This window comes from Rheinheimera mangrovi (assembly GCF_003990335.1).
Taxonomy (GTDB): Bacteria; Pseudomonadota; Gammaproteobacteria; order Enterobacterales; family Alteromonadaceae; genus Pararheinheimera; species Pararheinheimera mangrovi.
This window is the reverse complement of record NZ_CP034683.1, coordinates 371,879-395,771: the sequence shown is the minus strand read 5'-3', so window position 1 is coordinate 395,771 and position 23,893 is coordinate 371,879. Positions and strand designations below refer to the sequence as shown.

Here is a 23,893-nt window from a genome sequence, read left to right as displayed (position 1 = left end):
CAAGGAATGTAATGCAAAAACTTTTAGCTATGTCCTTAGTACTGCTGATATGTGGCGGCCTGGTTTTTATAGGCACGAATAATAGCAATACTCAGCCTCAGCAAATTTCTGATATTCAAGAACCCAACCCAACTCCTTTAGCCCTGGAGTTGGAAGTAGTCACAAAGCCCAATTCCAATCCTTCAGCACCAGATCCAGCTGAACAGATGGTCGTGATTGAACGAACAGACTGGAAACTGGATCAGCCTCTGCGTACTCAACTGACAAGACTGAAAAATCGGGCAGACCAGGGCGAACTGCAGGCTGCTTATGTGCTGGCAATGAACTTAAGGTTTTGTGCTTCAGCAGCGCTAAATGAAGCTGATTTAGAAGCTCGTTTGCAACAAGCCTATGACTATAAAGACGACGGCCTTGCCATAACGAACATCAAAGAACGCTACGAGTTTTGCGCCGGAATAAACCAACAGCAACGCAATGAGTTTTACGCTTATTTAGAAACTGCAGCTAAAGCCGGCTATGTGCCAGCTCAGGAGGAGATGGCCACAATCACGCCAGAGCAGTTCATGAAGTTGGCAGGTGAAACTGAGCTGGAACGAGAAGCCTATATCCAAAAGCGGGATGACTTTATTCGGCAGCAGCTGTTATTGCTGGAGTCCGCGTCACAACACGGCAGTATCCCAGCACTGATCACCCTGTCGAATATGCACCACTCACAAAACTATGGCGAACATGGCCGTGCTAAGTCCTACGCCTTTAACCTGCTGATCCTGGAACTGGCGGACGACAATGAATTGCAAAGCAGATACTCATGGTTTGTACAACGTCGTCAGTCAGAACTCACACCAGAGCAAATTGAACAAGCCCACACTTTGTCAGAGCAATGGCTGGCAAGGATCAAAGCCAATGGCACTCTGTATTTGCCCTGATGTATTTGCCCTGATGTATTTGCAATGAGGGTGCTGGGCTGTTGTTTTATCAATCAAAAAAGAGCTGGTTTACACCAGCTCTAACATCACTTCAGCTTTACTGACTTCAAACTGTTTAGGTTCATCGACATTCAGCGCTGTTACTACACAATCATCGACCACCATAGCGTAACGCTTTGAGCGCACACCACCAAAATCGCCGGTCTCAACGTCCAGACCCATAGCTTTGGCGAACTTGCCTGCACCGTCTGCTAAAAACACAATGTCAGTAGCGTTATGAGCTTTGCCCCAGGCATCCATCACATAAGCGTCATTGACCGAAGTACAGATAATACGGTCCACACCTTTGTCAAAAAACTGCTGAGCATGTTCGATAAAACCTGGTAAATGGGCCGCGCTGCAGGTAGGAGTAAAAGCACCTGGTACAGCAAATAACACCACTTTCTCGCCTTTAAATACTTCAGCTGTGGTCAGGTTGACAGGACCATTGTCGGTTAAACGTGCAAAAGTTACTTCGGGTAAGGTATCGCCAATTTTGATCATAAATTTATCCCTTTTTAATCCAGCTAATTCAGTTATTCCCGTTGATTTAGTTAATCCAGGGCTGCTTTGACATAGACATCAAATCTGTTCGCTTTGCCAGTAATTTGCATGCTGGGTTTTTGCCCTGCTAAAAACTCTGCATAACCAGGTCGCTTCACTACCACTCTTTTGCTGGCCAGTTGCCATGCCAGCGGAAACAAAGCGTCGGCATCGTCATCTGTGCCGACCACCTGATGAAAAGCCTGCATTTCTTTTTTTACCAAAGCCGACTTCTCGCGGGCCGGAAACATTGGGTCTAAATACACTACATCCGGGCTTGGCAATTGAGTTAACGCCTGTTGTGACGGCGCAAACACCAGTTGCATCCGTTCAGGCAGCCAATGTGCTAATTCGGGATCCAGACTGGCACGGCGTAAGCCATCGGCCAGTAAAGCTGCTACTGCAGGCTGACGCTCCACTAAGGTCACTTTCGCCCCCAGACTGGCCAGTACTAAGGCATCACGGCCTAAACCTGCCGTGGCGTCCACTACTGTTAAACCCGGTTTTTTAGTTAAGCCCACAGCTTTGGCTATGGCTTCACTTTTACCGCCACCAAATTTACGTCTGTAGGTCGCTGCACCACTGGCGAAGTCGACCAGTATATCGCCTTGTTTATTCAGTTCGGTGTTGCGCAACACCAAAGCATCTCCTGTCCAGCATAAATACCAGCCCGCAGGTGACTCTGTTGCATGCAAACCAAACTGCTGTTGCAGGCTTACCGCCAGTTCAGCGGGAAAATCAGGCTGGGTTAAATAACAAGTGGTGGACATAGCGTCACTTTAACTTTTCACATCAGGGAAAACTATGGCTAGTGTAACCGTCATAGCCCTGTTTGAAAAAGGGGTCAGATCACATTGTTAACTGCTAACAATGTGATCTGACCCCAATTTACGTTTATAACTTGCGGATATTATCTGCGCCGTCGCGGTCTATCAGGCGAACAAAAGGATCGACACCTACATACAGAGGTTTTTGATCCAGCACCAGCTCAATGCTGTTTTCTCCTGTCAGCAACTGATGTTTCTTCAGATAAATCACGCCACTTTCACCCGTGGTTTGATCCGGGTCGACACTGAACACTCCAATATCGATTTGCTCAGCCAGCGCTTGGGTGGTTTCAACCCCTTTGTCATCAGCCACTAACTTGTCGGCATGCAGAATCAAATTCAGCTGGAACTTGCCATCGGCCAATTCAGTCACTTTGGCGTCTTTCACCCGTAAATCATACAAGGTGATGTTATTAAACAAGTCGTCAATAAAAGCCTTTTCTTCCGCCGCTGTGTTCTGGCCTAAATAACTGACCAGATCCAAAGTGGTTGGGAAAGGGTCATTACGGTAACGATAACGTTCGTTAAAGGCCTTTAAGTTGGCATTTAAGCGCTCTTCACCTAAACGGTCTTTAATCGCCATCATCACCACTGAACCTTTTTGGTAATGAATATACCCCTGGCCTTCAGAACGTAATAAAGGTTGCTCTCCAAGGCGTTCAGTAGAACGGCCCTGTAAATAGCGGTCTAACTCAATTTTCAGGAATTTACGGATCTTGTCGGCACCGTATTTTTTCTCCATCACCATCAAAGCTGAATACTGCGACAAACTTTCCGAAATCACTGCACTACCCTGCACATCAGCAGCGCCCACTTGATGCCCCCACCATTGGTGCGCCACTTCATGAGCCGTAACGTAATACACAGGATCGATATTTTCCGGATCACGCAGGTCGGTAATAAAGCCGATTTGCTCAGAGTAAGGCACTGTATTGGCAAAACTCTGGGCAAAACTGCGGTAACCAGGGAACTCGATAATACGCAGCTGTTTGTGCTGGTAAGGACCAAAAGCAGCAGTGAAGTAGTCTATCGAATCTTGCACTGACTCCACCATACGCTCCACGTTCCACGGGTGGCCTTTATGGTAATAGACTTCAATAGCCACGCCATTGTGCTGCGCTTTTTTCACTTCATAACGGCCTGAACTGATGGAGTAGAAATTCACCATAGGCTGGTCCATTTTGTAACTGAAGTAATTACGGCCATCCTGTTGCCATTGTTTTTGCAGATATCCAGGGGTTAAAGCCACTTGATCTGCTTCAGTGGATACTGTTGCTTCAAACTGAATAAAATCACCATCAGCGCCAAAGAAGTTCTGCGTATAAAACTTAGAATCTTCCAGCTTATTGGCGCGCTCGTTTGGCTCTAAATCACGTTTTAAGCGCTCGTGTCTGTCTTGCAGCTCGAAACCGTCCTGATAACCAAAAGTTGGCAATAATTCTCTGTTGTTAATAAAGGTTCCGTTTTCAACCACCGACGAATCAAAACCTGTTTCGCGCAGCCCTCTGGATTCACGGGTCAGTTCAATGACACCTGCAACTGTAGCACCAGGAGCGACCGGAGTACTGAAGGTTAACCATGAAGTACGGAATTTAACGTCCCGCTCTCCCAGGCTGGCGCCTTCAATAGTCACTGTCATTTGCTGAGTATTCTCAGGCCAGTTCACCAGTAGCTTCTCAACAGGCTGTTGCGATTTGTTTTGCCACTGAATTTGCATCCTGGCTACGACTTTCTGCTCTGATGGATACAGGTCAATTTGCGCATTTACGTTGGTAGTGACTAACACAGGTAAAGTTGCATACTGAATAAAGGCTTTTTCATACTCAGCCTGTAAATCCGTGGTTTCTTCAGCGGTCACGTAGTTATTCAGCACTATGGTTTGCTGATAGATAAAAGCACCAGTAGCAACAGCAACCACAGCAGATACAGCAATAACAGCTTTGCCGGTTTTACCTAAGTGGTAACCCAGTTTGCTCCAGCGTACTTTCAGGCTTTGCAGCGGCCCTCTGTGGTATAAACCGTAACCCAGTACAAATAAAATGCTGCTTATAGCCCCCCAATACAACATATACACCGAATGGGTCGTTAAGCTGCTGGCGTACTGATTCAGGTCGGAAAAACCTATGGAGGGTGAAGAGCTGAAGTTATATAAGCTGTGACCTAAACCCCAGGATGCCATCACCATAGTGCTCAAGAAATAACCAACAAAAAGCCCCATACCGACAAATTTATTCGGGCTTAACACCTGCAGGAAAAACGCCAGCACAGCACTCATGATAAAAGGCAGCAGGAAGAAAAAGCCTAAACGGATCAGGTACTGCACCAGTTCAAAGTTTTCAATACCTTTAATCAGCTGGTAACTGATAGTGGTTAAAATACCGATCACAATCAAAGTTGCCATCACCAGCGCCATAGCCAGTAACTTGGCGGTCCAGAAAGTCAAATTCGGCACTGGCATAGTATCGATAATATCGCCCATACCACTATTGCGTTCACGCCACACCACTTCAGCACTGTAATAGACAATGACAATAATCATCAACAAGCTGACAGAACCAATCACATGACCCACCATGGTCTGAGTCAGAGGCCAATTTGAGGTGCCGTACCAGCCAAAGTCAGCAAAAAGCGGACCGATCAGCTGCGCTATCGTAATTAAACCAAGGATCACAAAAGGTGCAGTCAACAACACTTGCTTCACTTCAAACCTTAACCGAACCCAAAAGGCCGGTAGAAGTGCTGTTGCAGAGGATTTTCTTTGCAAGGTTTCCAGTGACAGTTCAGGCTGTTTCAGTTCAGCTTTTTTAGATTTTTTTCTGTCTTTTCTGTCCAGTGAAGGCAATTTAAATAAACCGGAAATAGCCAGTAAGACGACAGCGACCCCCAGCCATAACAAGCGGTTTTGCAGTAATACGCCTTCAAAACTAATCAGCAGCGTGTTTTTCTCCTGAATAGTCCAGTAACGGGTGACATCTAAAAAGGTACGTAAACCAAAAGGATCTAACAAAGCTGCCCAAACCCGGTATTCAGGTAAACGCGCCACTGAACCGGAGACTATATAAAGCACCAGCAATACTACAGCAATCAGATACAGCGCCATCATGGAGCGGAAACGTGCGGCTATGGCATAAAACAGAGCTGAGATGATAAAAAAGCTAGGAACAGACAACACCAGATAGTTATAGACATAAGCCCAGAGGTTGGTGGGACCAAAACGACTGGCGTCGACCCAAGGCATAAAGCTCGCCAGTAACATACCCAATGGCACAGCGATATAGACCAATAACACCACCAGATAGCTGCCAAAAAAACGGCCAAACTGGTAAGCAAAAGGCGACACAGGCTTGCTGTAGATCAGCTCTTCCATCTGATGTTGCTGATTGCGAACAGCGCTGCTACCCACAAAATTCACCACCAAAAACATGGCAAATAAACTTAAAGTCAGCAGCGTTTGGCCTATAGCAAAAGGGCCATTTTTAAATACCTCGCCACCACCGCCTATAGTGACATTGTCTGAGGCGACAGATAAAAAGCTGACTAAAAACAGCAATAAACTGACGACATAAAAAGAGGGCTGGCTCAGATAATAGCGCAGCTCAAAGCGGGTCATTAAACCAAACATAACCTCTCCTAAGCCGCAACTTGTGCTGAGCGATGATTGGATAAACAGGAGAAGTACACATCTTCCAGACTAGCAGCAGTAGGCGCAAAACCTTCAGGTGCTTGCTCTGCAAATACATGCAATACAGTGCGGCCTGCAAACAGGCGCTTGGAGATCACTGGCAAGACTTTTTCCAGTTCAGCCGCTTCCTGTTGTGACACTGTTTTAGTCCAGATCTGGCCGCCCACCTGTTGAATCAAATCCAGTGGGTTGCCTTGTAATAAAATCTGCCCACCGGCCAATACCGCCATAGCAGGGCACAGCTCTGCCACGTCATCGACTATGTGAGTGGATAAAATGATGACTTTTTCTTCACCCAAACTGACCAACAGGTTATGAAATCTGTTGCGCTCTTCCGGATCCAAACCTGCGGTGGGCTCATCAACAATCAATAAGTCCGGGTTACCCAACAAAGCCTGAGCTATACCAAAACGCTGGCGCATACCGCCGGAAAAACCGCTGACGGCTTTGTCTTTATGCTGAAATAAGTTGGTATGAGCCAATAAGCCTTCAACCAGCTCTTTACGCTCTTTTTTCTGGGTGAAACCTTTGAGTACAGCCAGATGATCCAGCAGTTCAAAAGCGCTGATACGTGGATAGACGCTAAAATCCTGTGGCAGATAACCCAGCGTTTTGCGAAGCGCCTGCGGGTCTTTTAATACATCAATGCCATTAAAAACAATGCTGCCACTGTCGGGCTGCTGCAAAGTAGCAATAGTGCGCATTAAGGAAGATTTACCAGCGCCATTAGGACCTAACAGGCCAAACATACCTTTGCTGATGGATAAATTGACGTTATTCAGCGCTTTAACGCCATTGTCGTACGTTTTGGTCAGACCGTGAATTTCCAGCATAGGGAGAACTCCATGTTGTAGTAATGATTACATCAAACTAACATGGAGCGTGCTGATTAGTAACTAATCAATGAGTTACAAATGAAGTGAAGTTGTAACAAGTTATTAAAATGTCAGAGCTTGCTCTGACCTTTTCATCTACATCTTGAGTCCTACATAGTTATCGCCACAACTAAAGGCGACAACTTTGCTGATTTCCTGCAAACTTAAACCAGACTCTTGCTGCCACACATTAAATTGCTGTTGAATAGCTTTCTGGTTTTTCTGGCTGCTCAGGCCGCCTTCGACCACACCAAAGTTACGCAGATAAGCTTCTAAATCCTGACTGAGAATAAAGGTATCTTTACCCAGCACACGTAAGGCATAAGCCCCTGTATTCCCCCCCAGACGAGCCCCATGTTTCTTTAAATAACCCCATAAGCCAATAATATCTTCGCCGGACCACTGGGCTAAAAAGGCACCAAAACTGCCATATTTGTCAGCCACCTGCTGGATCATCAAGGCATTGTCGCGTATGGCAAATACTTTGGTGGCATTGCGGATAATACGGGGATCTGTAGCTTTGGCCGCTAACATTTCATCACTCATCAGCAGCATTTTTTCCGGTTCAAAACCAAAAAACAGTTCTTCAAAACCAGGCCACTTGTTTTCCACCACAGACCAGACAAAACCTGACTGAAAAATCTTTTTGCTGAACTCACTTAAACATTCAGCATCCGTCAGCTGTTGTAACTGAGCTGCCGTGCGGGGTTTTGATAACAAAGCCTGCAATGCTGCTTTGCCACCTTTGCGCTCTGCGGCTCTGTGGTAAATCAGTTCAAACTTTTCAACAAAAGCCATCAAGGCCTCTCCATTAATTAGTGTCATGTAGGGGCGCGGGCTTGTCCCCGCCCGTACCTGTTCGGGCGAGGATCTCCATCAACTAAGCTGCTATACCCATATGTCGCAGCAAAGCAGCGTTAGACGGCTCACGACCCCGGAAGGCTTTAAACAGCTCCATAGGTTCTGCGCTACCACCTTTTTCTAAAATGCAGTGCAGGAAATCCTGACCCACAGCAGCATTAAAAATGCCTTCTTCTTCAAAACGGCCAAAAGCATCAGCAGACAATACTTCAGCCCATAAATAGCTGTAATAACCAGCGCCATAACCCCCAGCGAAGATATGACTAAAACCATGCTGGAAGCGGTTAAAACGTGGCGGCATGATCACAGAAACCTGCTGGCGTACATCATCCAGAATGTGCTGAACGCGACCACCCAAAGCCGGGTCGTATTCGGCATGTAAGCGGAAATCAAACAAGGCAAATTCCAGCTGACGCACTAAAAACAACGCCGATTGGAAGTTTTTCGCGGCCAGCATTTTATCCAGCATATCTTGTGGCAAGGCTTCGCCTGTCTGGTAATGCCCCGAAATTAACGCCAAAGCTTCTGGCTGCCAGCACCAGTTTTCTAAAAACTGGCTGGGTAATTCCACCGCATCCCAGGCAACACCACTAATTCCAGCCACTGCTGATGCATCGACCTGAGTCAGCATATGGTGTAAGCCATGACCAAACTCATGGAATAAAGTCACGACTTCGTCGTGAGTAAATAACGCAGGTTTGCCGCCTACTGGTTTATTAAAGTTACAGGTTAAATAAGCTACAGGGGTTTGCAGGCTGCCATCGGCTTTCCAGCGTCGGCCCTGACAATCATCCATCCAGGCACCACCACGTTTTTTCGCTCGGGCGTATAAGTCCAGATAAAAACTGCCGCGCAGCTCACCTTTGGCGTCAAAAATGTCGTAGAAACTGACGTCCGGATGCCAAACATCAACGCCTTCACGTTGTTGCACCTTAATGCCAAATAACTTGCCTAACACGCTGAATAAACCCGGCACTACTTTGCTTTCCGGGAAATAAGGCCGCAGCGCTTCGTCCGAAATGGAGTATTTAGCTTGTTTTAATTTTTCAGAATAATAAGTGACATCCCAGGCGCTTAACTCGTCGACACCAAATTCTGCTTTGACAAAAGCTTTTAATTCGGCCAGATCCTGCAAGGCCTGAGGTTTGGCACGACGGGCTAAATCGGCTAAAAACTCCAGCACCTGAGCCGGACTTTCGGCCATTTTAGTGGCCAGAGACTCTTCAGCAGCGTTTTTAAAATCCAGCAACTGCGCCAGCTCATGTCGCAAGGCCAAGGTTTCTTCAATAATAGCGCTGTTGTCAAACTGTCCTGCTGTTGGGCCTTGATCGGAAGCTCGGGTGCAATAAGCCTGATATAACTCAGCGCGTAATTCGCGATTGTCGGCATAGGTCATAATGGCGATATAACTTGGGAATTCCAGCGTAAACACCCAGCCTGATAATTCTTTTTGCGCCGCAGCTTCAGCCGCTGCCAATTTTGCATCTTCAGGCAAACCTGCCAGCAAGCTTTCATCTTCAATATGTTTAAACCAGGCCTGAGTTGCATCCAGCGTATTGTTTGAGAAATTCGAGGCCAAATCAGAAGATCGACTTTGAATTTCGCCATAACGCTGCTTTTTTTCATCTGATAAACCAATACCGGACAACTTAAAATCGCGTAAGGCGTTTTGAATTACTTTTTGCTGCGCTGTAGTTAAAGTGGCGTATTCAGCGCTTTGCGACAGCTTTAAATAGGCCTGATACAAACCTTCGTGCTGGCCAACATAGGTGCTGAAATCCGATAACAGCGGCAGGCAGCTTTCGTAAGCTTCACGTAATTCAGGACTATTTTTTACCGAATTTAAATGCGACACAGGCGACCAGAATTTTCCAAGCTCATCGCTGTTTTCTTCCAACGCCACAATCAGCGACTGCCAGCTTGGGTTCGGTTCTTGCACCACTGCTTCGATATCCGCAGTGCACGCAGCGATCAACTGCTCTACGCGGGCTTTGATTTGGCTTGGTTCAATTTGACTAAATACAGGTAAGGCTTGGGTCATGGATACTCTCTGATCTTTATCTCTGGATACTGCGAACTCTCTATAAAAGCAGTATTGGGGCTTTTACAGCATACTCAAGCAAAGGAGTGGTTTAAAGGAAGATTTTTCTGTGGCTACACTTATAGTGTATGAAAAAAAACAGAGCGCTAACGCGCTCTGTTTTAACCTTTGGCGCCCAATCTCTGAACACGCCAATTAAACGACCAATTTTTATTAGGCTACTTTGCGGCGAAATATTCGCCCCGCCATAGCCACCAACATAAATAGGCCCCAACCACCGAACGAACCGCCGGATGATTTAGGTTTCACTTCAGTCACAACCTGATTGTTTTGCACTGTTACACTTACCACAGCAGTGCTGCTCAGTGAACCATCAGATACTGTCACTTCAAAGCTGTAGCTGCCCGCTGCAACATTATTGAGTGTCAATTGAGCGCCGTTAGCCGAAGTGGTTAGCGTGCTGCCTGACTTCTGCACCCAGCTGTAACTCAACGTATCGCCGTCAATATCAGTACTGCCAGAAGCATCTAAAGTGATGTTGCTGCCCGCAGTGCCGGTTACGCTGCTGCTGGACACTTTGGCCACAGGTGCATCATTGGCAGGAGTCACTGTCAGTTTAAAGCTAGTGCTGGCTTTATCATCCGGCAGCTCCAAATCCGCTACTGTTACCGTCACAGTGGTGGTACCTGTAAAATCAGCATCAGGTTTCAGGCTGAAGGTGGCGCCCGACTGATGGCCATCCACAGTAGCAGTGACATGTTCACCACTCACAGTGATGCTATTGGCGCCGTTGTTTTCATCGGCGTAAAGCACCTGGATGCCTGTTAATTCGCCATCCTCAACCACTGTGGCATTGCGGATCACACCCAGAGTCAGATTACCGGGAACCTGAATCGTCTGACTTACCTGTGTATCCACCATCCCTTCGACCTGACTGGTAATATTCAGTGTCAGGTCTTTTGCGATAGCGGCATGCGTTACTTTAGCATTCAGCGTCACTTCAAACTGAGATGACTCTGGTCCCACATAGTTGTAACACAGCACTTTGCCGACACTTAGCATAGAATCCAGATCATTGTAGGCATATTTGGTACCTAAATATCCTTCGAGCGGACCATAGGAAGTTTTTGCACCTCTGTAGCCCTGAACGCCCACCGAGCCTCGGTTACTGCCAGCGAAGTCCAGTTGGTTATAGGCCATGATCATTTCGTATTCGCCTTTGCCAAAGCGGGTTTGGTTATTCAGCAGCAGCTCAAATTCAAAGCGATCGTCACCTTCGCCATACAGATAATTGCCTTTCGCGTCTCTGCCCAGATAAGGCATAGTGCGCATGCCATCCCATTCGACAATTGCCCAACCATCCGTTGAACTCGCCAGCGTCACGCCACTAGTCGCGCTCAGAGGTGTTGCTGCAGCATCTCTGGTATAAGGCACACCTCCGATACCTCGCCATAAAGCACCTATAGCCTGATAAGGAAAGCTGTTGTAAGGAAAGACGTAATGCATATTGAAGAAATAGGGTAAGCCTTCAAAAGTGATATTACCGTTACCACGAATATACATAGCCGCAGAGGCAGCCTCTGGATTGTTGTATAGCGAGAAAGCACCACCATCATTAAACAGCAGGCTATAAGGGATCATGGTCCCCAGGCGCGAATCTCTGGGTGTGTCACCAAAGCTTGGGCTATAACCAAAACTACTCAGGTTGACATATCGATCGTTTTTCTGGCCAAAGTCAGGCACCCGACACATGTCGTCTTCTTCGCTCGTACTAACCTGATAGGACGGTGTCTGCTTTTCCGTGTCCGGCTGGGTACCTTTAAGAGTTAACACACCATTTTCCAGAGCAATGTCCGATACGATACTGTTATCACTGACCAACACATTGTCGGCTGTAAGTTCTAGTCCGGCTGGAACAGCAGCTGTTAAGGTAAAGTCACGGTCGGCACCAGTTAAGTTCGGCAGTACTTTCAGTTTCATGCTTACAGACTGGCCTACTCTGGCTGCGGTTTTATCCGCACTGAGGCTGATATCGTCCACACCGCGGCTCAGTTTGAACGGAACAAAACCAACGTTACCCGCATTCAGAGCCGAAGTGCCAATGTCAAAGCCTGAGTAGTACAAATCGCCTTCAACCATATCTGGCAGGTCCCAGCGAACTTCTGCCGTTACTGGTGTTTGACCATCGTTTTGCGCCGGAATAGACACGCTCAGATCACTCGCTTCTGTATCGGAGACGACCGCATAAGTGTACTCATAACTATCAGTACCTGGCGTCATATAGTCATTGGCGTTATACAACACCACAAAATATTTGCCTGGGTCAGGGTCGTTCACGTTACAGAAGTTACTATAGGCCACATGCCAGGATACACAGAGCATCTCTGTATCAAGATCCATGTTGCCATCCTGGTTGAAGTCTTTGCCAAGATAGACAATCATATTGCCGAAATCGGCCGAATTTTCATTACTAGACTCGGTACGACGTAAGCTCTCGACTATTAATCGTTTGCTATTTGCCGGCACATCAATCCAGAAACTGTGAGTGGCTTCATCCAGTTTGTTTTTCGCGTCGTCCTGTTCTGCTAGTGGCCAAGGGAAAGTGAAGTCATCGTCTTTAGGCAGGGTAATGCTATGGCGCTCAGCTTTTACTGGTTCGTAAGTCCGGGTTACACCCTGCGTCATAACAGGCACAGGAATATCTTTCAGGCTGTAGCTACTCTGATTGCGATGCGCTGTAACACTGACACGCTCTGGCAAACCTGCGTTGTCGTATTTGAAGACCACAGGCAAACGCATGTTCGGTGCTTTACCGTTGTCTTCCTTGAACATCAGGTGTGAATGCAACTCCACTTCAGAATTACCTTCAACATCCTGTGTATTAGTAACAGAGGCACGAACCATCACAGTCTGGCTTTCACCAGCTTTGAGACTGAAGCTTTCCGGAGCTACTTCCAGTTTGACGCCTTGCTGGACATAACGCTGGTCATCATAAGGAGACCAGTTGGTCACTTCGTCGGTTGACAGGCTCCAACTACCGTCTTTAGTGGCGGTAAAAGTACGTATCCAGCTGCAGCTTGGTTTACAGCTGAAGTTCACCATTTCCGGTAAGTTCAGTTTATGCACCAAGCCACCATTGGCTGGATTAGCCGCCAGCATGTTGTCGTAACTCTCGTCCATAATCAGACCAGCATCAATAGCACTAGCAACATTGATTCGGCCTGTACCTGCACGGTATACCTCAGCTTTCGGGTTCTTTTCCCACGTCTGACCTTTCTGAATGGCATAGGTCACCACAGGTTCAGCCGTTAGCTGCAGTGCCGACTGCTTCTGCGCTACTGTCCAGTCAGGATGTGCCTGAGTCATCAAAGCCAGAGCACCCGCCACATGGGGTGCAGCCATAGATGTACCGCTGTAGACGGCAAAGTCTGAAGTCACAGGAGTTTGCCCTAAACCTGCAGCAAAAGGACTTTCATCGTTGGTGGCTGCATAAATGTCCACACCTGGCGCTGTGACTGATGGCACCAGATGTTCAGGATTGGCTCGGCCTGGTCCACGGGACGAGAAATCAGCCAACTTATCGGCTTCAGATTCATCAATGACCCGTTCAATTCGGGTTGCGGAAATCGTCAGTTGATGCCCTGTTGCACTAGTACTGTTCAGCCAGTTGTTCATGCTGTTTCGCCATTGAGCACTGGTAAGATGAATACCAGGCACAGCATATACATCTGTCTTCACCACAGTGCCTTCGTCGCCTGAATCAGTAGCGTTATACAGAATAAAGCCTTCAGCACCACCGGCCGCGACATTGGCTGATTTTTCTATCCGACCATTGGTGCCACGTTGACAGGCCACAATAATATTGGCCGGATTATTACTGCCATCTAGATAAGGGGCGCCATCTTTATTCGTCAAATGATCAAAAGTGCCCGCCGCAAAAGGCGCTGTGCATTGTGCGTTACCAAAATCAGCGGCCTTAACCACTATGCCTGTCAATGAATTCTGGTTAATACCGCCACCGGAGATAGAGGCTGCAGGCGTGTTAGTGCCGCCACTAAAATTCTGCAACTGCGTTTCTATTTCAATTGTTCGGCCTGTGCTTGATGCGGCCACGTTCAATAACCAAGGAGACACGTGATCAATATAAGAGCCCAGTTCCAGATATCCATCTGTACCGGCATTACCAGCTGACGCCGCCACAGCGATACCTGCCTGATGTGCTCCTAAAAATGCCAGTTCAATGGCATCTTCCCAAGGTGACGTCGTATTCGAAACATTACCAATAGAAAAGTTTATGGCATCGACACCGTCACTAACGGCGTCTTCAATAGCGGATATTAAAGCTTCGCCCGGACAGCCTTCTAAGGGGTAACAGACCTGGTAAGAAATAATATTGGCATGAGGAGCCACACCTGAAATTTCCGGGAATAAACCTGCTTTAATCACGCGGCCATCACCTGTTGCGCTGGCTTCAGGAGCTAAATAATCGACATTTTTCAGCACGTTACCTGCTGCTGTCGATGCCGTATGAGACCCATGACCTGACACATCCTCACCCACAGCAGGATAGACACCAGCATAGGTATCAGTGATCACTTTGTAGCTGCGCACGCCTATCAGCTTGTCATTACAACGGTTCTTAAATTCATCCAGTGCACAATCACCCAGATAATTACCTGAGCCGAGTGGATTCACATGGTCGTAGCCGTCATGGCCTATATCCGCAAAAGCTGGGTGGTCGGTATTGACCCCAGTGTCGATGATACCAACTATAGTGCCTTCACCTTTAAACGCTGTATTTTGGCTAGTCTGGCCGACCCAGACTTTATCGGCGCTAATACGTTTTGGCCCTACATCTGTATGCAACTGATACAACTTGGAACGCTGCACACTGACCACATCAGGCAAAGCAGCAATTTTCTCTGCTTCATCCTGCGTCATGGTCAGACTGAAACCATTGATTGTATTAACAAACTGCTGGCGTACAGGCCTGGATCCAACCACCTGACTAATTTGAGTCAGCACATTTTGCTGCTTTTGCAGCAAAAACTGCTGGTAATTCTCTACAGCAGCAGAAATGGGCTGACCATGTTCAAACAGTCGCTGTTCAGTAGAGGCTTTTTTGATTTGTGTCGCAGCCAGACCACTGATCCCGCCCTGGTATTGGCTGACCGGGCTATGCCGCAAACGGACTATGTAAACCTGTTCACCCGAAACATCGTCTTCTCGAACAAACTTCGACTGTTTCGGTTGTAACATGACATTCAGACCTTCGTCTGCCTGTAACCTGTTTTTTTCAGCACGGATATGTTGGCGTTTTTTAATCTGCTCTGCAGTTATGGAAACAGCTTTTAAAGTTTTAGCAGGCGACTGCATTCCAGCCGCGGAAGTCCCTTGGTCTGTTGCTGCATGAGCTATGGCAATACCACTAAGGGCACCGGCCACAGCATAAGCAATGGTTTTTAATTTCACTTGATTCTCCGAATTTTGAATTTTTATACTGAGCGCCGGTTATTTTTCCGGCGTCAAGTTATCTAAACATTCGTTGACTCAGAGCTGCGAAGCATTTCATGTATCAGTTTGTATCATGTAATTAAAAGTTGAGATTTCCAGAAAAAGTCTTGTTAAGCTGGCGCGGTAAATTTGCAGGCGAATCTCATGAAGTTTTTGGTTCAGATTATTCTACTTACCCTGTGCTGGTTGCCAGGCGTCCAAGGGGCGACTCAGCACATTGACAGCAATAAGTGGCAGTTTTCACTCTCGGCCGGGCAAGGCCTACTCACTACTCCACTAGCCGGCAGAGCTGATTTGAAAGGCAATCTTCTGCCAACAGTCAGCTACTATGGCGAGCGTTTTTATCTGGAAAACAGCTATGTCGGCTATAGTCTGCTGGAACAGGAAAACTGGTACATCGATCTGGTCGGGTCGTTAAACGAAGACGGCATGTTTTTCGAATTGGACGGTACTAATAAATTTGGCTGGTGGGATGCTCTGGGTTTTCACCGTACCAGTTTTATTGGCGACCAGCCCGGTTTAGAAGTGCAACCTTCCCGTGGCTCTTTCGGAACATTCCCCGCTAATGACGAACCAATAGCGAGCAACAGCTACCAGGATATTAAGCGGAATTTATCCTATATGGGAGGTATTAGCCTGAATTGGCTAACCAATTTCTTCGATATTCGGCTAAGCGCCTTGAAGGATGTCAGTGGCGTTCATCATGGTCAGGAACATCACCTGACAATCCGGAAAAACTACCAGTTCGAACAATGGTCCTGGCAATTTAGAGCTGGGTTGACCTACAAAGATCAAAAGCTCAACAACTATTACTACAATCTTCGCCCTGAAGAAGTCAATCAGATGCAGCCTCAGTTCAAGCTCAGTGGAACCTGGCATTACTTTTACGGCATAACTCTGAGTTATCAGCTGACACCTGAATGGGCACTACTGGCTTACTGGCAAAGAAACGTTTTAGACGATGCACTTTTACAGAGTCGCTTGCTTGCAAGAGACTCTTACTACGGCCGTTTTGTTGGTGTGAGGTACAGTTTTTAATGTGGTACCGTTCCGGTTTCTTGTTGCAGTTGTTGACTGTGACGTTGCTGCCTTGGGCAACGCAAGCGCAGAACGAATTGCAACTGGTGCTAACGCCTCAGCTCTGCGTGGTGACCGAGCACGAGCCGTTATGTCAAACTGAGGTTAGTCTGATGGTACAAGGGGGTACCGCGCAGGAAGTCTGCCTGTTTGAGCAAAATCAGAAACATAGCTGTAAATTACATCAACCGCCGGCAGTGACTAAGTTTAGTCTGAAGATCCAAAGCAAAACCAATAAGCCTTTCCAAATCAAAACCTCACAGGGGCAACTTCTGGCTGCAGCCCAATTGCAACTGGTGCAATTTCAGGGCGCGTTGAAACGCCACAATCGTGGCTATTTGTGGAACATGATGTAATGCACCAACACAGCCGTATTCTGTTGATAGAAGACGACCACGGTCTAGCTATTGGGATTTGCGAATATTTGCTTGAGCAAGGCGTGCGGATTAGCCACGTCCCCGATGCCAGATCTGCACTGCAATGCACAGAGCATTTCGATTTAATCCTTTGTGACATTATGTTGCCGGACGAGAATGGCGTTGCTTTGCTGCCACAACTGCATCAACGCTGGAGTTGCCCGATACTGTTTCTGACGGCACTATGTAGTGCACAGGATCAGATTGCCGGTCTGGAGGCTGGTGCTGCAGATTACCTTTGTAAACCAATAGACCCAAGCCTGTTACTGGCTAAGATACGTAGTTGCCTTAGAGCTAATCAGCGCTTGTTACAACCCAGCAGGCAGATCGAGCTTCATGATCTGGTAATAGATTTTGCTCTGAATCAGGCCAGGCTGGCGGGTAAACCCTTGCAATTGACCAGTCTGGAATTTGATATTTTGTGTTTTTTCATTACCCGACCAGGCCATATTGTGAGCAGGGAATTGCTATTTCAGCACTTAGTCGGCCGTGAATATGACGGATTATGTCGCGCTATAGACATACGCATCAGCCGATTACGTAAACATTTGGAACAACTCGAAGTGCAGGGATTGTCCATTATTACAGTCCGAGGCCAGGGCTACTTGTTTAACTATCTTCCAGCCGCCACCCCTGGCTAATCACCAGACCACAAGTTTTCTCAGGTGCCTATGAAACGCCAGTTTATCCGCTTTTATATGATGTTATTCCTGTCCTGCATTACATTACTCTGGGCCATCGGTAGCAGTTACCAATGGATCCGTCTGGATCCCTGGAATTATCAACTCGATGCATCTCCGCTTTTTGATTTACAGCAAAAACAAGGGCTGCTCATCCAACAGATACCGGAGACCTCACTGTTTTTTCCAGCAGAACTGCGTTCTGCACTGGAACGCGGTAAAGTAATAGCTGTTTCCATTTCAGAGCATGAATCCCTGTTTTACCGGCAAAGTCTGCAACAAGGTATGCTGGATCAACTGGGACCACTGCCGCAATCCACTAATCTGGATGACAACCTCGCGCTTTGGGTCAATGGCGCATTGGCCTTTCTATTGCTCGGATTGCTGTGGCCGGTGTTCCGGGATATCCGTCATTTAACTAAAGTCACCCATAAGTTTGCACAGAAACCTCAGCCCATTCAGAGTAAAATCCAATCTGGATCCAGTTTGTTTCCTCTGGCGAAAAGTCTGGAGCAAATGACTCGCCAAATCAGCCAATTAATCCAGATGAATCAAGACATGTCCCGCACCATAGCCCATGAAACAAGGACACCTTTGGCCCGGATGAAATTTACTTTGGATCTGGCCAGAACGCAGCTCGACACTAAGTACCAGCAACGTATGCTTGATGATATTGCAGAAATTGACGCGCTGGTCAGCAACTACCTTGATTTCTCCCAATTGGAGTATGCCCATACCAAACCGCTGTTACAGAAACAATCCATGGCGAGCGTGCTGGCTGAGCTAGAATCCCGTTTTGATATTTACCAACACAGTGTGGAGCTGAACTTTGCTCCTGCCGTTGCCAATGCTCATTTTCATGCTCCAGCCCTGCTGCTGGCAGGCCAGAATTTGTTGGCCAATGCGCTTCGTTATGCCAATAGCCGCATCCACATCAGTTTTGAACAACTAGGAGCGTATTATCAATTTCAGGTTTGTGACGACGGACCTGGCATGGAGGAGCATCCGGATGTAATGATGCGTTTATTCCGTCGGGGTGATAACAGTTCAGGCTTTGGATTAGGACTGTACATAGTCAGCAAAGTTGCTGAGTGGCATCAAGGCGAAGTCTGTATTCAAAGCACGGCTCAGGGAACTTGTGTCAGTCTACGCTGGCCTGTTCCGCAACACATTTCAGACGAAGTTTTAGATTGATCAGCCTTTCAGCTCCCTTTCTGCTTGAGATTGGCCTCTACAGGCCTTATAACTGCTCAACCAACACTGAGAGATCGACAGTAAATGACTGAACATTTTGACTATATCGCCATAGGTGGCGGCAGCGGCGGTATTGCCAGCGCCAACAGAGCAGCCAGTCATGGCCAGAAATGCGCCATTATCGAAGCTAAATTTTTAGGCGGCACCTGCGTCAATGTAGGTTGTGTGCCGAAAAAAGCCATGTGGTTTGCGGGACAAATTGCCGATGCCATGAAATACGCGCCGGATTACGGTTTAGATGTCCAAATGCCAGCTTTAAATTGGGCCAAATTAGTAGAAAGCCGCGAAGCTTATATCTCACGTATTCATGGCTCTTACGACAGAGTGCTGGCGAAAAACGGCGTCACAGTGATACGTGGCTTTGCCCGCTTTGTGAATAAAAACACTGTGGAAGTGGATGGCAAGCTGTATAGCGCTGACCATATCACCATAGCCACTGGTGGTCGTCCTGTGCGCCCTGATTTACCTGGCGCTGAACTGGGTATAGACAGCGATGGCTTTTTTGCCTTACAAAGCCAGCCCAAACGGGTTGTTGTGGTAGGTGCTGGTTACATCGCGGTAGAAATTGCCGGCGTGATGCAAGCCTTGGGCAGTGAAACCCATTTATTAGTGCGTAAAGACAAACCACTGCGTAGCTTCGACCCTATGTTATCCGACACCTTAGTCGAACTGATGGCCAAAGATGGTCCGACACTACACTCCCATACCGAAGTGAGTTCTGTCAGTAAAAACGCCGATGGTTCTTTAACTGTGCAACTGTCCACTGGCAGCAGCCTGACTGTGGATTGCCTGATTTGGGCTATAGGTCGAGAACCGGCCAATGACCAACTGCAGCTGGAAAAAGCTGGAGTGAAGTTGGATAGCGAAGGTTTTATTCCAACAGATGAGTATCAGAACACGAACGTCCCTGGCATTTATGCGGTGGGTGATAACACAGGTCGCCTGGCCTTAACTCCGGTGGCAGTTGCAGCCGGACGTCGTTTGTCCGAGCGGTTATTTAATAACAAGCCAGACAGCAAACTGGATTACAACACAGTGCCAACAGTGGTGTTTTCGCACCCTCCTATCGGCACTATAGGTTTAACCGAAGACGAAGCCCGTCAGCAATTTGGTGATGACCAGGTTAAAGTCTATCGCAGCGAATTTGCTGCTATGTACACGGCTTTAACCCAGCATCGTCAGCTCACCCGAATGAAACTGGTCTGCGCTGGCCCGTCCGAAAAAGTAGTAGGCTTGCATGTGATAGGTTTTGGCGCTGATGAAATGCTGCAGGGTTTTGGTGTGGCGATAAAAATGGGCGCAACCAAAGCCGACTTTGATAACTGTGTGGCTATACACCCGACGTCTTCAGAAGAGTTCGTTACACTTAGATAATTCAATATTCTGCAGTGAGTCCTGAAAGGGATCAGGCGCTACGCCTGATCCCAAATGCAGAATTATTTAGCGTCTACCCTGCCATAGCGGTCTGAAAACCGAACTATGTCGTCCTCCCCTAAGTAAGTACCGGACTGCACTTCAATCAACTCCAGCGGGATTTTCCCCGGATTTTCCAGTGCATGCACAGCTCCCAGTGGGATATATACAGACTGGTTTTCTGACAGCAAGGTATCTACGCCATCTATGCTGACTAAAGCAGTACCAGCGACAACTATCCAGTGTTCGGCTCTGTGATGATGCATTTGCACTGAGAGCTTTTGGCCCGGGTTTACCGTAATGCGTTTGACCTGATAACGTTGGCCCTGATCTATGGAATCGTATTTGCCCCAGGGCCTGTAGACTTCACGGTGAATTTTATGTTCGCTGCGCCCCAAATCCTTCACCTGCTGCACTATAGCTTTTACATCTTGCACCCTGTCTTTGGCTGCGACCAGCACTGCGTCTTTGGTTTGCACCACGACGATATTCTGCAGCCCGACTGTGGCCACTAAAGCTGTTTCGGCAAACACATAGTTGTCTGTGCTGTCACAACTCAGTACGTCACCTTTATGGACATTACCCTGACTGTTTTTTTCTGAAATATCCCACAACGAGGACCAACTACCGACATCACTCCAGCGTGCATCCAGAGGCACTACCACAGCAGAGTCAGTTTTTTCCATCACAGCATAGTCAATAGACTCGGACGGGCAAGCTAAAAAAGCCTGTTGATTGACGCGGATAAAATCCAGATCAGGGTCCACTTCAGCCATAGCTTGCTCACAGGCAGCATAAATATCAGGCCTGTGTTGTTTCAGTTCCGCCAGATAACGGCTGGCTTTAAACAAAAACATGCCACTGTTCCAGTAATAATCACCACTGCTTAAATACTCCAAAGCTGTTTCCAGTTTTGGTTTTTCGACAAAATCTGCCACTTGATAAGCATCTGCAGACTCTATCTTTTTGCATTGGCCTCTTTTGATATAACCATAACCAGTTTCAGCTGCGGTAGGTACTATGCCAAATGTAACCAATTGATCGGCCCCGGCAAATTCAGTTGCCGCTACCACGGCCTGCTGAAATGCGTCAACGTCAGCAATCACATGGTCTGCAGCCAACACCAACAATAAAGGATCCTGACCTTTTTTTATCGCAGTCAAAGCGGCGAGAGCTATGGCAGGAGCAGTGTTGCGACCCGCAGGCTCTAAAATAATATTGTTATTGAGCTGATTGATCTGCCTTAACTGCTCAGCTGCGACAAATCGGTGATCTTCATTACAAATGACTATGGCTGCTTCAGCATTCAGCCCCTGTAAACGCATCACCGTAGCTTGCAGCATGGTCAAGTCAGCATCGAGTTTTAAAAACTGTTTTGGCATTAAATCACGGGACAAAGGCCACAATCTGCTGCCCGAGCCGCCCGCCATTATCACAGGTAAAATCATTTTTAATCCTTGTCTGTTCAGCTGCCCGGCAGTTTTGTCTGCGTAAAAGTGACGACAGCATAGTCTGGGTAAAGCTGAAATTCTGAGAACTTATTTTCAGTTTTTTTATCCAAAGCGGACTCAACACGCTAGTGACGCAACATTATTCGTTTGATAGCCGCTCAATGTTACGTTTAAAATCTGACTACATATATTACACAAAGTTAAAGTAGTGTTCAGTGGCTTTTGATTGAAGCCAGCGCAAACCACCACCTGACAATCTATACCAGTCGGGGATTTGCTTTTCTGAGCTGCCATGTTAAGCGCCTGCGACTAATAGGTTTGCTAATTGTGATCAGCTTTTTCCCACAGGTTTAGAAAAACCTGATTAATTATGACAGGAGTTCTTTATGGCGATTAGTGCAGTTTTGCCATTAAAAGCAAGTGGTAGCTACGACGTCAACGATTTGAAGCGGGCTCATATCTTATTTACCTCATTACAGACTTTTGTAGCTGCCGGAACAATCTCCGAGATATTTGTGCTGGTTCCGGCTGCAGAAGTAGAGTTAGTCAAACAGGAATACGCTTGCTGGCAATCACTGAACATTAAAGTGATGGCCGAGGATGATTTATTACCTGAATTTAAAAAGTATCCAAAAATGCGGGGCTGGCGCAAACAACAGCTGTTGAAAATTGCCATAGCCAATTTAGTCGAAAATGAGTTTTATCTAACCCTTGATGCCGACGTGATTTGCCTGAAACCTTTGGATGAAAGCAAACTTATTATCAATGGCAAAGCCTTACTGCAATACGAACAAAGAGCACAGCACCCTAAATGGTGGAAATCCTCAGCCCGTATTTTGAACATGAACCCAAGTGTAGGGCCAAAAGAATTGGGGATGACGGTGACTCCGGCCTTGATGTCCAGAACCTTAAGCCAAAAGCTGATGCAGGAATTATCGCCCAACAAAGCAGGTGAAAACTGGGTGGATGCATTGTGTTCACTGCATGATCCGGCAAATCCTAAAAATTGGTGGATCGGCCGTTTCTTAAAACTGAAATGGACTGAGTATTCGCTGTATTACCTCTGTGCAATGAAACTGGGTTTGCTGGAGCAGTACCATATTATTGCAGGCACAGCTCAAACTCCGGCTTTGTTACTGATCCATGATTCACACCCTTATGAATCATGGAATATAGCGGGCAGCTTTGATTTGGCTAACCCCGGGCTGTTTTGTGTGGTAGGCAGCAAAACCCGGCTGCCACCAAAAGAAGTCTGGCTTAAAGTAGCGCCTTTTATTCAAGGTAGTGCTGCGCAGCCTCCTTTATAAATCCTACAAAAATTGTTCCCCGAATAAATCTGCTTGCTATAGTCAACACAGATCTGTCGGGGAGTTATCTATGCGCTTTTTATTGCTCTGCCTGTTTTGTTTTCAGTGCAGTACTTGTCTGGCCGCTGTACCACAAATTGAGGTAGGCGCGTCGAATAATTTGCCCCCTGATCACCCTAGCATTTTATTAATGGAAAAGGCCTATCAGCAATTAGGTTATCAGATGAAGCTGGTGGTTATGCCGCTGGAGCGCAGTGCTTACGAAAGCAATAAAGGCCAACTGCTGGATGCGGAACTAAGTCGCACAGAAGAAGCTGCTGCCATGCTACCCAATATGCTCAGAGTAAAAGTGCCTATTGGGCAGATCCGTATTACCGCGTTTTGTCGTACTAGGGCTATAAAAATCAATAACTGGCAGGATTTGTCTGCCTGGAGGGTCGATGTTTTGCGGGGTATTTATCTGGCAAAAACTAATATGCAGGGCCAGAGCTACACCGAAGTGAATCATATTCCGCAGGCCATACAACGGCTGCTATCTGGCAGAACTGACATTGCTGTGCTGTTGGGCGATGAAACAGAATGGTTGTTACAACAAGATCTGGCTCTGCCTATTTACAGCATTCAGCCAGATCTGGCTAAAACCGAAATTTTTCATTACGTTCATCAACGTCATGCGGCTTTAGTTCCACAATTAGAAGCAACATTACGTCAGTTAACTGCTCAGGCTCAGCGATAAGACTTGAAGCGTGCTGCATCCAGTATCGCGAACAAATGAGCGATAGCGCCAATAATGGCAGGAATGATTAGCCACCACAGCGCATAACCCACCACTGTGATTGCAAAAAACAAAATAGCGGCTATTAAACGGCCTTGTAACAATTGACCTAAACCCGGGATAAACAAACTACATAGTGCGGCCAATACATTGCCGCCTGATCCTTGTCCTGACATGAATTTTCACTCCGATTCGCTGTGGCCTCAGCTTAA

At 47.1% G+C, this 23,893-nt stretch carries 17 protein-coding genes; 8 read left to right on the top strand and 9 right to left on the bottom strand.

What is annotated here, in order from left to right; genetic code table 11:
• Positions 1-11: 11 nt before the first annotated feature.
• On the top strand, positions 12-926 hold the full coding sequence (locus tag EK374_RS01830; protein WP_127019594.1) for a hypothetical protein: 915 nt from the start codon (positions 12-14) through the stop codon (positions 924-926).
• 69 nt (positions 927-995) lie between these two features.
• Here EK374_RS01830 and EK374_RS01825 read toward each other — a convergent pair whose 3' ends face one another.
• From EK374_RS01825 to EK374_RS21035, 7 genes are all read right to left on the bottom strand, one after another.
• Positions 996-1,469, bottom strand: a complete 474-nt coding sequence (locus EK374_RS01825) for a peroxiredoxin (protein WP_127019592.1) — start codon at positions 1,467-1,469, stop codon at positions 996-998.
• A gap of 50 nt (positions 1,470-1,519) precedes the next feature.
• Positions 1,520-2,278, bottom strand: a complete 759-nt coding sequence (locus EK374_RS01820; protein ID WP_127019590.1) for a class I SAM-dependent methyltransferase — start codon at positions 2,276-2,278, stop codon at positions 1,520-1,522.
• Between the two features lie 124 nt (positions 2,279-2,402).
• Positions 2,403-5,957, bottom strand: coding sequence for an ABC transporter permease/M1 family aminopeptidase (locus tag EK374_RS01815; protein WP_127019588.1), 3,555 nt, complete (start codon positions 5,955-5,957; stop codon positions 2,403-2,405).
• Between the two features lie 8 nt (positions 5,958-5,965).
• Complete coding sequence (locus EK374_RS01810; RefSeq protein WP_127019586.1) at positions 5,966-6,850, bottom strand: ABC transporter ATP-binding protein; 885 nt, start codon at positions 6,848-6,850, stop codon at positions 5,966-5,968.
• Positions 6,851-6,988: 138 nt separating this feature from the next.
• Complete coding sequence (locus tag EK374_RS01805) at positions 6,989-7,690, bottom strand: DNA-3-methyladenine glycosylase I (protein WP_127019584.1); 702 nt, start codon at positions 7,688-7,690, stop codon at positions 6,989-6,991.
• Positions 7,691-7,772: 82 nt separating this feature from the next.
• The gene (gene prlC, locus EK374_RS01800) at positions 7,773-9,794 is read right to left on the bottom strand and encodes an oligopeptidase A (protein WP_127019582.1); all 2,022 of its coding nucleotides are present in this window, start codon (positions 9,792-9,794) and stop codon (positions 7,773-7,775) included.
• A gap of 213 nt (positions 9,795-10,007) precedes the next feature.
• Positions 10,008-15,266, bottom strand: a complete 5,259-nt coding sequence (locus EK374_RS21035; RefSeq protein ID WP_127019580.1) for a S8 family peptidase — start codon at positions 15,264-15,266, stop codon at positions 10,008-10,010.
• A gap of 186 nt (positions 15,267-15,452) precedes the next feature.
• Here EK374_RS21035 and EK374_RS01790 point away from each other — a divergent pair, with 186 nt between their 5' ends.
• From EK374_RS01790 to gorA, 5 genes are all read left to right on the top strand, one after another.
• Positions 15,453-16,346 (top strand): MipA/OmpV family protein, encoded by an 894-nt coding sequence (locus tag EK374_RS01790; RefSeq protein WP_127019578.1) that lies wholly within the window; start codon positions 15,453-15,455, stop codon positions 16,344-16,346.
• Positions 16,346-16,741 carry a DUF3019 domain-containing protein gene (locus EK374_RS01785; protein WP_164731793.1) on the top strand — a complete coding sequence of 132 codons (396 nt, stop codon included), beginning with the start codon at positions 16,346-16,348 and terminating at the stop codon, positions 16,739-16,741. Before EK374_RS01790 ends, EK374_RS01785 begins: the two co-directional genes overlap by 1 nt.
• The gene (locus EK374_RS01780) at positions 16,741-17,442 is read left to right on the top strand and encodes a response regulator transcription factor (RefSeq protein ID WP_127019574.1); all 702 of its coding nucleotides are present in this window, start codon (positions 16,741-16,743) and stop codon (positions 17,440-17,442) included. The genes EK374_RS01785 and EK374_RS01780 overlap by 1 nt, the downstream gene beginning before the upstream one ends.
• A gap of 30 nt (positions 17,443-17,472) precedes the next feature.
• Positions 17,473-18,675, top strand: a complete 1,203-nt coding sequence (locus tag EK374_RS01775; protein ID WP_127019572.1) for a sensor histidine kinase — start codon at positions 17,473-17,475, stop codon at positions 18,673-18,675.
• A gap of 84 nt (positions 18,676-18,759) precedes the next feature.
• Positions 18,760-20,109 (top strand): glutathione-disulfide reductase, encoded by a 1,350-nt coding sequence (gorA, locus tag EK374_RS01770; protein WP_127019570.1) that lies wholly within the window; start codon positions 18,760-18,762, stop codon positions 20,107-20,109.
• Between the two features lie 62 nt (positions 20,110-20,171).
• Here the strand turns inward: gorA and EK374_RS01765 are convergent, their stop codons facing one another.
• A complete protein-coding gene (locus EK374_RS01765) occupies positions 20,172-21,596 on the bottom strand; it encodes a mannose-1-phosphate guanylyltransferase/mannose-6-phosphate isomerase (RefSeq protein ID WP_127019568.1) in 1,425 nt (474 codons plus the stop codon).
• 389 nt (positions 21,597-21,985) lie between these two features.
• Here EK374_RS01765 and EK374_RS01760 point away from each other — a divergent pair, with 389 nt between their 5' ends.
• Both EK374_RS01760 and EK374_RS01755 read left to right on the top strand, forming a co-directional pair.
• Positions 21,986-22,906, top strand: a complete 921-nt coding sequence (locus tag EK374_RS01760) for a DUF6492 family protein (protein WP_127019566.1) — start codon at positions 21,986-21,988, stop codon at positions 22,904-22,906.
• A 70-nt stretch (positions 22,907-22,976) separates the two neighbouring features.
• The gene (locus EK374_RS01755; RefSeq protein WP_127019564.1) at positions 22,977-23,642 is read left to right on the top strand and encodes a type 2 periplasmic-binding domain-containing protein; all 666 of its coding nucleotides are present in this window, start codon (positions 22,977-22,979) and stop codon (positions 23,640-23,642) included.
• Here the strand turns inward: EK374_RS01755 and EK374_RS01750 are convergent.
• Positions 23,633-23,857 carry a hypothetical protein gene (locus EK374_RS01750; protein ID WP_127019562.1) on the bottom strand — a complete coding sequence of 75 codons (225 nt, stop codon included), beginning with the start codon at positions 23,855-23,857 and terminating at the stop codon, positions 23,633-23,635. The two genes, EK374_RS01755 and EK374_RS01750, sit on opposite strands and share 10 nt — an antisense overlap.
• Between the last annotated feature and the right edge of the window lie 36 nt (positions 23,858-23,893).